Origin of the sequence: Citrobacter sp. Awk 4 (genome assembly GCF_028069725.1) — a bacterium.
Taxonomy (GTDB): domain Bacteria; phylum Pseudomonadota; class Gammaproteobacteria; order Enterobacterales; family Enterobacteriaceae; genus Citrobacter_D.
Genome location: NZ_JANEWG010000052.1, coordinates 14702 through 29236 on the forward strand (window position 1 = coordinate 14702; position 14535 = coordinate 29236).

Below are 14535 nucleotides of genomic sequence, written 5' to 3' on the forward strand. Positions count from 1 at the left end.
AAAAGGTATTAGGCATGCAGAAAGAGAAACTTTCCGCTTTAATGGATGGCGAGACGCTGGATAATGAGCTGCTTAAAGCGCTGACTCATGACCCGGAAATGCAGAAAACATGGGAGAGTTATCACCTGATCCGCGATTCCATGCGCGGAGACACCGCTGATGTTCTCCATTTCGATATTTCCGCGCGCGTTATGGCCGCGATTGAAAGCGAGCCCGTACGCCAGGCGACGCCGTTGATCCCTGAGGCCCAACCCGCACCGAACCAGTGGCAAAAAATGCCTTTCTGGAAGAAAATGCGTCCGTGGGCGGCGCAACTTACCCAAATGGGCGTAGCGGCATGCGTATCGCTTGCAGTTATTGTTGGCGTCCAGCACTATAACGGACAATCTGAAACGTCCCAGCAGCCTGAAACGCCGGTATTCAACACCTTGCCAATGATGGGTAAGGCTAGTCCGGTGAGTCTGGGGGTACCTTCCGATGCAACGGCCAGCGGTGGCCAGCAACAGCAGGTACAGGAGCAGCGTCGTCGTATCAATGCCATGCTGCAGGATTACGAACTGCAACGTCGACTGCACTCCGAACAGCTTCAGTTTGAGCAGGCGCAAACACAGCAAGCCGCTGTGCAGGTGCCAGGAATTCAAACTTTAGGAACGCAATCGCAGTAATGAAGCAACTTTGGTTTGCCATGTCACTTGTGACAGGTAGCCTGTTCTTCTCTGCTAACGCCTCGGCCAATCCAGCGTCCGGGGCGTTATTGCAGCAGATGAATCTGGCCAGCCAGTCACTCACTTACGAGCTGTCATTCGTCAGCATCAATAAACAAGGCGTTGAGTCTCTGCGTTATCGGCATGCGCGCCTCGATAACCGTCCGCTTGCACAATTGCTGCAACTTGATGGCCCGCGCCGGGAAGTCGTCCAGCGTGGAAACGAAATCAGCTATTTCGAGCCTGGGCTTGAACCGTTCACCTTAAACGGTGACTACATCGTTGATTCCCTGCCTTCTCTGGTCTATACCGACTTTAAGCGACTCGCTCCTTTTTATGATTTTATCTCCGTCGGGAAAACGCGTATTGCTGACCGTTTGTGCGAAGTGATCCGTGTTGTTGCGCGTGACGGTACCCGCTATAGCTACATCGTCTGGATGGACACCGAGACCCGATTACCTATGAGGGTTGATCTACTGGATCGCGATGGTGAAACACTCGAACAATTCCGTGTGATTGCCTTCAACGTGAACGAAGATATCGGCAATACGATGCAGACCCTGGCAAAAGCGAACCTGCCGCCTCTGCTTTCTGTTCCGGCTGGAGAAAAGACCAATTTCAACTGGAGCCCCTCCTGGCTTCCTCAAGGATTCAGTGAAATCTCCAGTAGCCGACGCCCGATTCCGACCATGGAAATGCCTATTGAATCTCGTCTGTATTCCGATGGCTTGTTCAGTTTCTCGGTGAATGTTAATCGTGCGACGCAAACCAGCACCGATCAACTACTGCGTACCGGGCGTAGAACGGTAAGCACCAGCGTGCGTGATAATGCGGAAATCACCGTTGTGGGTGAACTCCCGCCGCAAACCGCCAAACGCATTGCAGACAACATTAAATTCAGGGCCGCACAATGATTAAAGAGTGGGCTACGGTTGTCTCCTGGCAGGATGGTCAGGCGAGTGTGAGTTGTGATGTTAAGGCATCATGCAGCAGCTGCGCTTCCCGCACGGGATGCGGCACACGCGTGTTGAATAAACTGGGGCCCCAAACGACGCATACGATTGTGGTCCCGAGTGCCGAACCGTTGGTGCCGGGGCAAAAAGTCGAACTGGGTATTGCCGAAGGGAGTCTGCTGGGGTCAGCGATGTTGGTATACCTGTCGCCGCTGGCAGGACTTTTTCTGTTTGCCTCCCTGTTTCAGGTATTGTTCGGCTCAGACATTGCTTCATTGAGCGGCGCGATATTAGGCGGGGTCGGGGGATTTTTGCTTGCGCGCGGTTTCTCCCGCAAACTGGCAGCGCGAGAAGCCTGGCAACCGGTGATTCTGAACGTTGCCCTACCGCCGGGAATGCTCCGCGTCGAGACCCCTCCAGCCGAAACGAGCCAGTGATTTCACTGGCTTTGTTGTATTTTGCATTGCAAAAGCGATGTTGTTTCCAGTTCCCGCTATCCTTGCTCTATGAACATTTCCTCGCCTCAGCGTTGTAGTGTAGAATGCGGCGTTTCACTTAAACAGACGTTAAGCTCAGAACAGCGACTTCTCAAAGCCTGTCGAACCAGGCGTAAGGCACAATAATTACTCTATATGAAGAACATACGTAACTTTTCAATCATAGCTCACATCGACCACGGTAAATCGACGCTGTCTGACCGTATTATCCAGATCTGCGGTGGCCTGTCTGACCGTGAAATGGAAGCGCAGGTTCTCGACTCGATGGATCTTGAGCGTGAGCGCGGTATTACTATCAAAGCGCAGAGCGTGACGCTCGATTTCAAAGCATCTGATGGTGAAACCTATCAGCTTAACTTTATCGACACCCCAGGCCACGTTGACTTCTCGTATGAAGTTTCCCGTTCACTGGCGGCTTGTGAAGGTGCATTGCTGGTGGTTGACGCCGGACAGGGCGTAGAAGCACAAACCCTGGCGAACTGCTATACCGCCATGGAAATGGATCTGGAAGTGGTTCCGGTCCTTAACAAAATTGACTTACCTGCCGCCGATCCTGAACGTGTGGCCGAAGAGATTGAAGACATTGTCGGCATCGATGCCACCGACGCCGTGCGCTGCTCCGCGAAAACTGGCGTTGGCGTGACCGACGTTCTGGAACGTCTGGTGCGCGATATTCCGCCGCCGGAAGGCGATCCGGAAGGCCCGCTGCAGGCGCTGATCATCGACTCCTGGTTCGATAACTATCTTGGCGTCGTTTCGTTGGTGCGTATTAAAAACGGCACCATGCGTAAAGGCGACAAAATTAAAGTGATGAGCACCGGACAGGTTTACAACGCAGACCGTCTGGGTATCTTCACGCCGAAGCAGGTTGACCGTACTGAGCTGAAATGCGGCGAGGTAGGTTGGCTGGTGTGCGCCATTAAAGACATCCTCGGCGCACCGGTTGGCGATACGCTGACGCAGGCGCGTAACCCGGCGGAAAAAGCACTGCCAGGTTTTAAAAAGGTTAAACCGCAGGTTTATGCGGGCCTCTTCCCTGTCAGTTCAGACGATTACGAAAACTTCCGCGATGCGCTCGGTAAACTGAGCCTGAACGATGCCTCTCTGTTCTATGAGCCGGAAAGCTCAACGGCGCTGGGCTTCGGCTTCCGCTGTGGCTTCCTGGGGCTGTTGCACATGGAGATCATTCAGGAACGTCTGGAGCGTGAATACGATCTGGATCTGATCACCACCGCGCCGACGGTAGTGTATGAAGTGGAAACGACGGCGAAAGAGACTATCTATGTCGATAGCCCGTCCAAACTGCCGCCGCTGAATAACATTTATGAGTTGCGCGAGCCGATCGCGGAATGTCACATGTTGTTGCCTCAGGCTTATCTGGGGAATGTGATTACGCTGTGTATCGAGAAACGTGGCGTGCAGACCAACATGGTATACCACGGTAACCAGGTGGCGCTGACCTACGAAATCCCGATGGCGGAAGTCGTACTCGACTTCTTCGACCGTCTGAAATCCACGTCTCGTGGCTACGCTTCGCTGGACTATAACTTCAAACGCTTCCAGGCGTCGGATATGGTGCGTGTTGACGTGTTGATTAACAACGAGCGTGTTGATGCGCTGGCGCTGATCACCCACCGTGGCAATTCACAAAGCCGTGGTCGCGAATTGGTTGAGAAGATGAAAGAGCTCATCCCGCGCCAGCAGTTTGATATTGCTATCCAGGCCGCGATTGGGACGCACATTATTGCGCGCTCGACGGTGAAACAGCTGCGTAAGAACGTGTTGGCGAAGTGTTATGGCGGTGATATCAGCCGTAAGAAAAAACTGCTGCAGAAGCAGAAGGAAGGTAAAAAACGAATGAAGCAGATCGGTAACGTAGAGCTGCCTCAGGAAGCGTTTCTCGCCATTCTGCATGTCGGTAAAGACAGCAAATAACCCTAAGGAGTTGGCATGGCGAATATGTTTGCCCTGATTCTGGTGATTGCCACACTGGTGACGGGCATTTTATGGTGTGTGGATAAATTTATCTTCGCGCCAAAACGTCGGGAGCGTCAGGCAGCGGCACAAGCCGCTGTCAATGAGTCGTTGGACAAAGCCACGCTAAAAAAAGTGGCGCCTAAGCCCGGCTGGCTGGAAACCGGCGCATCGGTGTTCCCGGTGCTGGCGATTGTGCTGGTGGTGCGTTCATTTATTTATGAGCCGTTCCAGATCCCGTCAGGTTCGATGATGCCGACACTGTTAATCGGTGACTTTATTCTGGTGGAAAAATTCGCCTATGGAATTAAGGACCCGATTTATCAGAAAACCTTGATGGAAACCGGTCATCCAAAACGTGGCGATATCGTGGTCTTTAAATACCCGGAGGATCCGCGTCTGGATTACATCAAACGCGCGGTCGGTTTACCGGGTGATAAAGTCACTTACGATCCGGTTTCAAAAGAAGTCACCATTCAACCTGGATGCAGCTCAGGCCAGGCGTGTGAAAATGCGCTAGCGGTAACCTACTCCAATGTTCAGCCGAGCGATTTTGTTCAGACGTTTGCGCGTCGCAACGCAGGCGAAGCCAGCAGTGGATTCTTTGAAGTGCCGTTGAACGAAACCAAAGATAACGGTATTCGTTTGACTGAGCGCAAAGAGACGCTGGGCGAGGTAACACACCGGATACTGACTGTGCCAATTGCACAGGATCAGGTCGGGATGTATTACCAGCAGCCGGGTCAGCAACTGGCAACCTGGATTGTGCCGCCGGGACAATACTTCATGATGGGTGATAACCGTGATAACAGCGCGGACAGCCGTTACTGGGGATTTGTACCGGAAGCCAATCTGGTCGGTAAAGCGACGGCGATCTGGATGAGTTTTGATAAACAAGAAGGTGAATGGCCTACCGGTGTGCGTTTAAGCCGTATTGGCGGTATTCATTAATTCCTGATAAATGTACATGTTGTCGTCGTAATGGCGACAACATGAATTATTTATTGGATAAATCTCCCCAGACTAACGACATCCCCTGTCGTTGTGTATAGAATATTCCCCCGAAGTTTAAGGTTGGCGCCGTCTGGTCGCCACGGCACACGAAACAGCATTGGTTTCAAATACAGGTCTGTTTCGTGTGCTGGATTGTTGACGCATTCATTTATTGGTATCGCATGAACCCCATCGTAATTAATCGGCTTCAACGGAAGCTGGGCTACACTTTTACTCATCAGGAGCTGTTGCAGCAGGCATTAACCCATCGTAGTGCCAGCAGCAAACATAACGAGCGTTTAGAGTTTTTAGGCGACTCTATTTTAAGCTTTGTCATCGCTAATGCGCTGTATCACCGTTTCCCGCGTGTGGACGAAGGGGATATGAGCCGTATGCGCGCCACGCTGGTGCGTGGTAACACACTGGCGGAATTAGCCCGTGAGTTTGACCTGGGTGAATGCCTGCGTTTGGGGCCGGGTGAATTGAAAAGCGGCGGCTTCCGTCGTGAATCTATTCTGGCTGATACCGTGGAAGCGTTAATTGGTGGCGTATTCCTCGACAGCGATATTCAGACCGTCGAGAAACTGATCCTTAACTGGTATCAAAGCCGTCTGGATGAAATCAGCCCGGGCGACAAACAAAAAGATCCGAAAACGCGCTTGCAGGAATATTTGCAAGGTCGTCATCTGCCGTTACCGTCTTATCTGGTGGTACAGGTGCGTGGCGAAGCGCACGATCAGGAATTTACTATCCACTGCCAGGTCAGCGGCCTGAGTGAACCGGTGGTTGGCACAGGTTCAAGCCGTCGTAAGGCTGAGCAGGCTGCCGCCGAACAGGCGTTGAAAAAACTGGAGCTGGAATGAGCATCGATAAAAGCTATTGCGGATTTATTGCCATCGTCGGTCGCCCGAACGTAGGTAAATCCACCCTGTTGAATAATCTGCTTGGGCAGAAGATTTCAATTACTTCCCGTAAAGCGCAAACCACGCGTCACCGCATCGTCGGTATCCATACCGAAGGGGCGTATCAGGCTATTTATGTCGATACCCCGGGTTTGCATATGGAAGAAAAACGCGCCATTAACCGCCTGATGAACAAAGCGGCGAGCAGTTCCATTGGCGACGTTGAACTGGTCATTTTCGTCGTGGAAGGCACCCGCTGGACGCCAGACGATGAGATGGTGCTGAACAAACTGCGCGACGGTAAAGCGCCGGTTATCCTGGCTGTTAATAAAGTGGATAACGTGCAGGAAAAAGCGGATTTACTGCCGCACCTGCAATTCCTGGCAAGCCAGATGAATTTCCTCGATATTGTACCGATGTCTGCGGAAACCGGTATGAACGTGGATACTGTCGCGGGCATCGTGCGTAAACACCTTCCGGAGGCCATTCATCACTTCCCGGAAGATTACATCACCGATCGTTCCCAGCGCTTTATGGCGTCTGAAATCATCCGTGAAAAACTGATGCGTTTCCTGGGGGCTGAACTGCCGTACTCCGTGACCGTTGAGATTGAGCGTTTCATTACAAACGAACGCGGTGGTTACGACATCAATGGGCTTATCCTCGTTGAGCGTGAAGGGCAGAAGAAGATGGTCATTGGCAACAAAGGGGCCAAAATCAAAACCATCGGTATTGAAGCGCGTAAAGATATGCAAGAGATGTTTGAAGCGCCAGTACACCTGGAGCTGTGGGTGAAAGTTAAATCCGGCTGGGCCGACGACGAACGCGCGCTGCGCAGTCTCGGTTACGTTGACGATCTCTGAGGAGCACCCTGATGGAAGGCTGGCAGCGCGCTTTCGTACTGCACAGTCGCCCCTGGAGCGAAACCAGTCTGATGCTGGACGTCTTCACGGAAGAGTCAGGTCGCGTGCGTCTTGTCGCTAAAGGCGCACGTTCCAAACGTTCTAATCTGAAAGGCGCTTTACAGCCTTTCACGCCACTTCTGCTTCGCTTTGGCGGTCGCGGTGAGGTGAAAACCTTACGCAGCGCAGAAGCTGTCTCGCTGGCGCTTCCTCTCAGCGGTATCACGCTTTACAGTGGTCTCTACATCAACGAACTGATTTCTCGTGTGCTTGAGTATGAGACTCGCTTTTCTGAACTCTTTTTTGATTATCTGAACTGTATACAAACATTGGCTGGCGTCACGGGGACTCCCGAACCCGCTCTGCGTCGCTTTGAGCTCGCATTGCTCGGTCATCTGGGTTATGGGGTGGACTTCACGCATTGCGCTGGCAGCGGTGAACGGGTGGATGACACCATGACGTATCGCTATCGCGAAGAGAAAGGGTTTATCGCCAGTGTCGTGATTGATAACAACACCTTCACCGGACGACATCTGAAGGCGCTTGAGGCAAGAGAATTTCCTGATGTTGATACATTACGCGCCGCGAAACGCTTTACCCGTATGGCGTTAAAGCCGTATCTTGGTGGTAAGCCGTTAAAAAGCCGGGAACTCTTCCGGCAATTTATGCCAAAACGCGCAGTGAAAACGAATAACGATTAACGAGGATTGTCATGGCTGAATTACTGTTAGGCGTCAACATTGACCACATTGCTACTCTGCGTAATGCACGTGGCACCGCATACCCGGACCCGGTACAGGCTGCATTTATCGCCGAACAGGCGGGTGCCGACGGCATTACCGTGCACCTGCGTGAAGATCGTCGCCACATCACTGACCGTGACGTGCGTATTCTGCGTCAAACGCTGGATACCCGCATGAACCTGGAGATGGCGGTGACAGAAGAGATGCTGGCGATTGCCGTTGAGACGAAGCCGCATTTTTGCTGTCTGGTGCCGGAAAAACGCCAGGAAGTTACCACCGAAGGCGGTCTGGATGTGGCGGGTCAGCGCGACAAAATGCGCGATGCCTGCAAACGTCTGGCGGACGCAGGGATCCTCGTGTCATTGTTCATTGATGCCGATGAAGCGCAGATCAAAGCCGCCGCAGAGGTGGGAGCGCCTTACATTGAAATTCATACTGGCTGCTATGCGGATGCTAAAACCGATGCTGAGCAAGCGCAGGAGTTGGCGCGTATCGCCAAAGCGGCGACCTTTGCGGCAGGTCTGGGGCTGAAAGTGAATGCGGGTCACGGCCTGACGTATCACAACGTGAAAGCCATTGCAGCGTTGCCGGAAATGCACGAACTGAATATCGGCCATGCCATTATCGGACGTGCGGTGATGAGCGGACTGAAAGAGGCAGTTGCTGAAATGAAACGTCTGATGCTGGAAGCGCGTGGCTAATGGCGATCCTGGGCTTGGGCACGGATATTGTCGAGATTGCTCGTATTGAGGCGGTTATCTCACGGTCGGGCGATCGTCTTGCAAGAAGAGTGCTCAGTGACAATGAATGGGCCATTTGGGAGACGCACCAACAACCGGTGCGTTTTCTCGCCAAACGTTTCGCGGTAAAAGAGGCGGCGGCAAAAGCCTTTGGCACCGGAATTCGCAACGGTCTGGCGTTTAACCAGTTTGAAGTGTTTAACGATGAACTCGGCAAACCGCGTTTGCGGTTGTGGGGAGAGGCGTTGAAGCTGGCTGAAACCCTCGGTGTGACCAGTATGCACGTCACGCTGGCCGATGAACGACACTACGCCTGCGCCACGGTGATTATCGAGAGTTAAGCAAGGACCGTTTTAGAGTTTGTCCGCGTGGTGCATCAGGACAAACTTATCCCACAACTGCTCCTGCGTTTCGGCGTGTGCCGGATCTTTCAGAATCGTATTCGGGATCGGGCAGACTTTCTGACAGGTTGGCGTGTCGTAATGGCCGACGCATTCGGTACATTTGTCGCTGTTAATCTCATAGATAGCATCGCCCATGGAAATGGCCTCGTTTGGGCATTCAGGTTCGCACATATCGCAATTGATGCAGCGTTTAGTGATGAGTAAAGACATTTCAAAAAATTACCGTGAAAGCAGTTTAAAATCAGTAAGTTAATGCCATTTTGCTTTATTCGCTTACTGTGTTATCCAGAGAATTTAACGCTGGCAAACCCAATCCTGTAGCGCAAAAGCAGCATAGTGAATTTGTCCACCAGGAAAGACACAGCCACTGTGAGCCTGCTTTCAGGGCCTGAGCCGATAAGGAATGAGAATTCCGCGCACTGTAACACATAAACCGGATAGCCCCAATAATGACGATGGATTAGCCGCAGTTGAAACGTGGGAGGCCTGTAAATCTTGCTATACCCACTCGGCATTAAAATTTGTGTGGTTGTCGCTAAAACGATTTGCATCGTCCGGTGAATACTCTGAACTCGCGATTTGCTGTCGCGCGATAAAACATCAGGAATGGCAACGGGTGGCATACGCACTAAGTTTGTTCATGCTAATCCTAAACTAAAACGTTGCGATGGTGTGGTGATATCATATTGTTATAGTTGATTAACAATACTATTTGGGTTATTGTCATTTAATTGTTTTATATGTATTTATGGATAAGATAACGAAGTTATGAGGATTAAGTTATATAAATTCACTGAGGATGGAAGTAATGGCTATGTGTTTCGGTGGACAAAAAAGCATTATGAATATTGCATGGATAATAATATATTTCTTAGCCACGGAAATAAGAAGGTTTATAAGGAAAGAAATTTATTTGTTTTTTCGAAGGGCGATAAAATTAAAATTGAAGACAATGTTATCGCTGAGCAATACTCAACAATGCCAGTCAGGAATTTTTCCAGCGTTGGAGCATTCTCATTTCCGACCTGTCATTTTTCAGGCAATGTGACTATTGGTAGGTTTTGCAGTATTGCATCAAATGTAAAGATTATGGGTGGGAATCATCCAATGAATCGCTTTACAACTCATATGGTTACTTATAATGGAGAGTTTGATAAGTATGCTGTGGATGAGTTTGGCAGTTCATGGGAATTGAAGCCATTCATAACAAAAACTCACAATCCGATTATAGGTAATGATGTTTGGATTGGAAATGATGTCGTATTAAAAGGTGGGGTAAAAATTGGCGATGGGGCAGTTGTTGCCGCTAATTCAGTTGTGACTAAAGATATACCGCCGTATGCCATTGTGGCAGGGATTCCTGCGAAAATCATCAGATACAGATTTGCATCTGATATTGTTGAGGAGTTATTGAAAATAAAATGGTGGAACTATAACTACGTCGATTTACCTGATAATAATAAATGTGATGACATTAATTATTTTGTTAGGGAAATGAGTGATATGATTTCGTCTGGAAGCATACAGGTAAAAATATATAAAAAATTTAATCTTTCAGAAGTATTCAGAACACTTTGAACCATACTGGATTTGCGGAATAACGCTGTTGAGTATCCAGAAACCGCAATTGATGCTTTTTTTGGTGATTAACAGCGCCATCAGATACTCTCAAAACATCATAAATCGGGCGGGCATTATACGCGCATTCTTTGCTCAGACCAGTTTTTTTACCAGCGCCTCGCTGTGTCTGATGCGCTCCGGAGCGTGTTCCAAATCCTGTTGCACCAGCGCCATAAAAAGTACGTCAGTGAGCATCATTTGAGCATGTGTGGATGAAATGGCCGCACTACGGGTGGCCTGCTCCTCGGCGATTGTATAAAGGCAATGTGTGGCACGCTGCTGCAATGCGTTAGGCGTAAATCCGGTGATGGCCAGGATTTTCCCTCCGGCCAGCAATGTTTCATCCGCTGCCAGATTAAGTTCTCTGCGCTCACCCGTGTATGAGATGGCCAGCAGCAGATCCTCCGAAGAGAGCGCCTGAACCGTCGCCAGCAGGGCGTGCATATCGCGCTCGACGACAGCATTAAAGCCTATCTTCATGAGCTTCCAGGCAAAGTTTTGCGCAACAAGGCCAGAAGCGCCCATCCCGGTCAGGACAATCCGGCGGGCGCGACGTAGCATCGCCACACTCTCGATCAGCTTTTCTTCACTGTTGACGTCGAGCGTTGCGTGCATCGCCGCCACATTTTCTTTAATCAGTTTTTCGCCCACCAGACGCATGGGGTCATCGCCACGGATCAAATTGTGGACGGGAACAGACTGAGGATGCGAATTGCTCACCAGCGCTTCGCTGATCGCCAGTTTAAGTGCCGGAAATCCTTTAAAGCCCATTTTTTGCGCGAATTTCACCACGCTGGACTGACTGACGCCCACTTCGACGGCAAGTTGCTGCGAGCTGAGATGCCGCGCGTTATCCGGTTGCGAAAGAAGATAATCCGCTAGCTTCTTGTCGCTTTGTGCGAGATGGGGATAACGCTGACGAATACGGATCAAACAGTTCATGGGCTCTCCTGGCGAAAACGTGATGGCGACAGCGACACAAAATTTCACTCGCCTGAATGAATATAATATTCCATTATATATAATTATTATGAATTAANAATTCCTGAGGAGAAAAAATGAATCTCGCCGCGTTAGTTTCAGAAAGCTGCCGGATGTTGCGCGTGCTCGATGGTTCTGAATGCCCGCCATTCTGATGGCGCTCTGGCTGCCAGAGAAAAACTGTCGGCTAACCTGGGATTTTTGCGGGCGGCATTAGAAAACTAAACAGACGAGCATGCGGCGACGGGGAAGCGAGCCGTTTATCATTGATGTGAAACGGCTGCGCGCATTTGCGATTGTTGCCGGAAAAGTGATGTTCTATCTGTTAGGCTATTTAATAACAGTTATCGCCGGGTTCGTGCTAACCAGGCTTCAGAGTTCAACTTTCCAGAGGTGCAGGGTTTGACCAGCCACGAGCGTCGCGTCGTATTTTTTGATTTGGATGGTACGTTACACCAGCAGGATATGTTTGGCAGTTTCCTGCGTTATCTGTTGCGTCGCCAGCCGCTGAATGTGCTGCTCGTGCTGCCTCTGCTCCCGATCATTGCGATTGCGTTAGTGATAAAAGGGCGGGCTGCTCGCTGGCCCATGAGTCTCCTGTTGTGGGGATGTACGTTTGGTCACAGCGAAGCGCGCCTGAAAGCGCGTCAGGCTGACTTTGTGCGTTGGTTTCGGGATAACGTCACCGCGTTTCCGATTGTGCAGGAACGTCTCACAACCTATTTGTTGAGTTCTGATGCCGATATCTGGCTTATCACCGGTTCCCCGCAGTCGCTGGTCGAACAGGTTTATTTTGATACCCCGTGGCTGCCGCGCGTTAACCTGATCGCCAGTCAGATCCAGCGAGGCTACGGTGGCTGGGTATTGACCCTGCGTTGTCTCGGGCATGAAAAAGTCGCGCAGCTTGAGCGGCAAATTGGCACGCCGCTACGTCTGTATAGTGGGTACAGCGACAGCAAGCAGGACAACCCGTTACTCTACTTTTGTCAGCATCGCTGGCGCGTCACGCCGCGCGGTGAGCTCCAGCAACTGGAATAGTGCAAAGCAGTGCGTCTGTGTATAATGCGCCCGCTTTTATTACTGGAGTCTCCCTTTGTCTGAAGTCGAATTTAGCCACGAATACTGGATGCGTCATGCGTTGACGTTGGCGAAGCGCGCCTGGGACGAACGTGAAGTGCCAGTGGGTGCGGTATTGGTGCACAACAATCGCGTCATCGGTGAAGGGTGGAATCGGCCGATCGGTCATCACGATCCCACCGCGCATGCGGAAATTATGGCGTTGCGACAAGGGGGGATGGTGCTGCAAAACTACCGTTTGCTGGACACCACGCTGTACGTCACGCTGGAACCGTGCGTAATGTGCGCGGGGGCGATGGTCCACAGTCGGATTGGTCGGGTTGTGTTTGGCGCGCGTGATGCAAAAACGGGCGCAGCAGGCTCGCTGATGGATGTTTTGCATCACCCGGGTATGAATCACCGGGTGGAAATCACCGAGGGTATTTTGCGTGATGAATGCGCGACGCTGCTTAGCGATTTTTTCCGCATGCGTCGTCAGGAGATCAAAGCACTGAAAAAGTCATCGGCGGCGCCTGAATAAACGTCGCGTTACTCTTCCTCTTTTTTCTTTGGCGGCAACAGTAACGTTGGCGAAGACGTCAGGTAGGCTGAGGACGACTGAGACAAAAACGAGGAGAGGGAGAGCCTCTCGGTACCAAACTCCACCGGTGACACCGTCGGGTAGTCCTGCGCCAGTTTCAGCGTTTCCGCAGCCTGTTTTTCTTTCTCCTGCAGATAACCGACCAGGCTTATCTGATACTTTCGAATATTTTCCACGTAGGCGTAAGCTTCATGTCCGCGCGCATAGCCATAGGTCAACTTACTGTAATACGGCTTTTGGCTGAGCAGTGGCAAGCGCTGCTTTACATCGGACCAACTGTCCGGATTCCCTTTGGTTTTTACCGTTAATGCCCGGGCGTCAAGCATGTGCGCATAGCCCATGTTGTAAGCGATGAGCGCAAACCAGATGCGCTCTTCCTCGGGGACGGTATCAGGGACTTTGCTCATCATATCCTGCAGATAACGCGCGCCGCCGCTGATGCTCTGTTCGGCGTCGGTCCTGTCAGTCAGCCCCAGGCTCTGGGCGGTATTTCTGGTGAGCATCATCATGCCGCGTACGCCGGTTGGCGAGGTAGCTTGCGCATCCCAGTGCGATTCCTGATACGCAATGGCCGCCAGTAAACGCCAGTCAATCTCCTGCGCATACTTCTGAAACAGTGGTTTCAGATCTGGCAACACGCTATCCACCGCGCGTAAGAAGGTCCGGGTATCCACATAATCAAAGTCGCCGCCGTGACCCAAATATTTTTCTTCCAGTCGTGCCAGAGAGCCGTCTTCATTGATGGCGTTAAAGAAATCGAGCAGGGCGGCCGAGAGCGTGTGGTCATCATCCAGTTGGCTAAACCAGGTGACAGGCTGCTCATCGGTGACATCCAGCGCAACGGCCAGTTCAGGGTGAACGCGTTGGAACAAGCTGATAGCCACAGAGTCGGCGATGGTGTAATCCAGTTTGCCGCTAATCACCGCTTCCATCAGTTCCGTCGTGCCTTTTTTGGCATCGACTTTCCAGCTGAGTGCAGGGAACTTTGTCTCTTTCAGGGCGCGTAAGTCATTCACGACCACATGACCCGGCGCAATGGTGAGTTGGTTTTCATTCACGGTGGCAAGCGTTCGCGGGCGGTATTGTCCGACCCGATAGACCACTTGCTGAGAAACAGAGTAGTACGTTGGACCCGATTGGTAGTTTTTCACGCGTTCGCTGTTATAGACCAGACCCGCGGCCAGCAGGTCGGCATTGCCACTGTCCAGATCGTCAAACAACTGGCTAATGTTCTGACGCACGGTGATCTTCAGCTTTACACCTAAGTAGTTGGCGAACAGCTGCGCCAGCTCATAATCCAGACCGTACTTTTTTCCATTGAGGGTTGAGTAGGTGAGCGGCGAGTCAATGGTACTGACGCGCAGCTCTCCCCGCGCCTGAATAGCGGCGATACGATTATCGGCTTTACCGAACCAGGGGATTGATGGCCAGAGGGCCGCTGCCAGCAGCAGCGTCAGTATGCCGA

Annotated in this window: 15 protein-coding genes and 2 pseudogenes; 14 read left to right on the plus strand and 3 right to left on the minus strand. The window is 51.4% G+C overall.

The genetic code is table 11. The annotated features are described in order from the left end of the window. The first annotated feature begins 14 nt into the window (after positions 1–14). From rseA to acpS, 10 genes are all read left to right on the plus strand, one after another. Entirely contained in the window at positions 15–665 is a 651-nt protein-coding gene (gene rseA, locus NNO04_RS18155) for an anti-sigma-E factor RseA (protein ID WP_271445863.1), read from the plus strand. Further along, positions 665–1618, plus strand: a complete 954-nt coding sequence (gene rseB / locus NNO04_RS18160) for a sigma-E factor regulatory protein RseB (RefSeq protein WP_271445864.1) — start codon at positions 665–667, stop codon at positions 1616–1618. The genes rseA and rseB overlap by 1 nt, the downstream gene beginning before the upstream one ends. Continuing rightward, positions 1615–2094, plus strand: a complete 480-nt coding sequence (rseC, locus tag NNO04_RS18165; RefSeq protein ID WP_271445865.1) for a SoxR-reducing system protein RseC — start codon at positions 1615–1617, stop codon at positions 2092–2094. The genes rseB and rseC overlap by 4 nt, the downstream gene beginning before the upstream one ends. A 195-nt stretch (positions 2095–2289) precedes the next feature. After that, the gene (lepA, locus tag NNO04_RS18170) at positions 2290–4089 is read left to right on the plus strand and encodes a translation elongation factor 4 (protein WP_162379146.1); all 1800 of its coding nucleotides are present in this window, start codon (positions 2290–2292) and stop codon (positions 4087–4089) included. Positions 4090–4104: 15 nt separating this feature from the next. Further along, complete coding sequence (lepB, locus tag NNO04_RS18175) at positions 4105–5079, plus strand: signal peptidase I (protein ID WP_271445866.1); 975 nt, start codon at positions 4105–4107, stop codon at positions 5077–5079. Positions 5080–5303: 224 nt separating this feature from the next. After that, on the plus strand, positions 5304–5984 hold the full coding sequence (gene rnc, locus NNO04_RS18180) for a ribonuclease III (RefSeq protein WP_162379144.1): 681 nt from the start codon (positions 5304–5306) through the stop codon (positions 5982–5984). Next, a complete protein-coding gene (era, locus tag NNO04_RS18185) occupies positions 5981–6886 on the plus strand; it encodes a GTPase Era (RefSeq protein WP_271445867.1) in 906 nt (301 codons plus the stop codon). Before rnc ends, era begins: the two co-directional genes overlap by 4 nt. A gap of 11 nt (positions 6887–6897) precedes the next feature. After that, positions 6898–7626, plus strand: a complete 729-nt coding sequence (gene recO / locus NNO04_RS18190; RefSeq protein ID WP_271445868.1) for a DNA repair protein RecO — start codon at positions 6898–6900, stop codon at positions 7624–7626. Between the two features lie 11 nt (positions 7627–7637). Beyond that, the gene (pdxJ, locus tag NNO04_RS18195) at positions 7638–8369 is read left to right on the plus strand and encodes a pyridoxine 5'-phosphate synthase (protein ID WP_271445869.1); all 732 of its coding nucleotides are present in this window, start codon (positions 7638–7640) and stop codon (positions 8367–8369) included. After that, entirely contained in the window at positions 8369–8749 is a 381-nt protein-coding gene (acpS, locus tag NNO04_RS18200; protein ID WP_271445870.1) for a holo-ACP synthase, read from the plus strand. The genes pdxJ and acpS overlap by 1 nt, the downstream gene beginning before the upstream one ends. A gap of 12 nt (positions 8750–8761) precedes the next feature. On the opposite strand, the gene NNO04_RS18205 is transcribed toward acpS, so the two are convergent. Next, positions 8762–9022, minus strand: coding sequence for a YfhL family 4Fe-4S dicluster ferredoxin (locus NNO04_RS18205; protein WP_271445871.1), 261 nt, complete (start codon positions 9020–9022; stop codon positions 8762–8764). A 558-nt stretch (positions 9023–9580) separates the two neighbouring features. On the opposite strand from NNO04_RS18205, the gene NNO04_RS18210 reads away from it, so the two are divergent. Continuing rightward, complete coding sequence (locus tag NNO04_RS18210) at positions 9581–10390, plus strand: CatB-related O-acetyltransferase (RefSeq protein WP_271445872.1); 810 nt, start codon at positions 9581–9583, stop codon at positions 10388–10390. A 135-nt stretch (positions 10391–10525) separates the two neighbouring features. On the opposite strand, the gene NNO04_RS18215 is transcribed toward NNO04_RS18210, so the two are convergent. Next, the gene (locus NNO04_RS18215; protein ID WP_271445873.1) at positions 10526–11374 is read right to left on the minus strand and encodes a MurR/RpiR family transcriptional regulator; all 849 of its coding nucleotides are present in this window, start codon (positions 11372–11374) and stop codon (positions 10526–10528) included. 325 nt (positions 11375–11699) lie between these two features. On the opposite strand from NNO04_RS18215, the pseudogene NNO04_RS18220 reads away from it, so the two are divergent. The 3 genes and pseudogenes from NNO04_RS18220 to tadA all read left to right on the plus strand — a co-directional run. Then, positions 11700–11819: pseudogene (locus NNO04_RS18220) on the plus strand (hypothetical protein); the annotation flags it as partial. Continuing rightward, the gene (gene yfhb, locus NNO04_RS18225) at positions 11816–12451 is read left to right on the plus strand and encodes a phosphatidylglycerophosphatase C (RefSeq protein ID WP_271445874.1); all 636 of its coding nucleotides are present in this window, start codon (positions 11816–11818) and stop codon (positions 12449–12451) included. The pseudogene NNO04_RS18220 and the gene yfhb, both read left to right, overlap by 4 nt. A 17-nt stretch (positions 12452–12468) precedes the next feature. Further along, a pseudogene (gene tadA / locus NNO04_RS18230) lies at positions 12469–13010 on the plus strand (tRNA adenosine(34) deaminase TadA). An 8-nt stretch (positions 13011–13018) separates the two neighbouring features. Here tadA and mltF read toward each other — a convergent pair. Beyond that, a partial coding sequence (gene mltF / locus NNO04_RS18235; RefSeq protein WP_271445875.1) for a membrane-bound lytic murein transglycosylase MltF occupies positions 13019–14535 on the minus strand: 1517 nt, incomplete at its 5' end.

Excerpts from the sequence above, each read along its gene's own strand:
- NNO04_RS18210 (WP_271445872.1), top strand. The coding sequence starts at position 9,581 with ATGAGGATTAAGTTATATAAATTCACTGAGGATGGAAGTAATGGCTAT.
- era (WP_271445867.1), top strand. The coding sequence starts at position 5,981 with ATGAGCATCGATAAAAGCTATTGCGGATTTATTGCCATCGTCGGTCGC.
- NNO04_RS18205 (WP_271445871.1), bottom strand. The coding sequence starts at position 9,022 with ATGTCTTTACTCATCACTAAACGCTGCATCAATTGCGATATGTGCGAA.
- lepB (WP_271445866.1), top strand. The coding sequence starts at position 4,105 with ATGGCGAATATGTTTGCCCTGATTCTGGTGATTGCCACACTGGTGACG.
- NNO04_RS18215 (WP_271445873.1), bottom strand. The coding sequence starts at position 11,374 with ATGAACTGTTTGATCCGTATTCGTCAGCGTTATCCCCATCTCGCACAA.
- recO (WP_271445868.1), top strand. The coding sequence starts at position 6,898 with ATGGAAGGCTGGCAGCGCGCTTTCGTACTGCACAGTCGCCCCTGGAGC.
- rseC (WP_271445865.1), top strand. The coding sequence starts at position 1,615 with ATGATTAAAGAGTGGGCTACGGTTGTCTCCTGGCAGGATGGTCAGGCG.
- acpS (WP_271445870.1), top strand. The coding sequence starts at position 8,369 with ATGGCGATCCTGGGCTTGGGCACGGATATTGTCGAGATTGCTCGTATT.
- pdxJ (WP_271445869.1), top strand. The coding sequence starts at position 7,638 with ATGGCTGAATTACTGTTAGGCGTCAACATTGACCACATTGCTACTCTG.
- rseB (WP_271445864.1), top strand. The coding sequence starts at position 665 with ATGAAGCAACTTTGGTTTGCCATGTCACTTGTGACAGGTAGCCTGTTC.
- rseA (WP_271445863.1), top strand. The coding sequence starts at position 15 with ATGCAGAAAGAGAAACTTTCCGCTTTAATGGATGGCGAGACGCTGGAT.
- lepA (WP_162379146.1), top strand. The coding sequence starts at position 2,290 with ATGAAGAACATACGTAACTTTTCAATCATAGCTCACATCGACCACGGT.
- rnc (WP_162379144.1), top strand. The coding sequence starts at position 5,304 with ATGAACCCCATCGTAATTAATCGGCTTCAACGGAAGCTGGGCTACACT.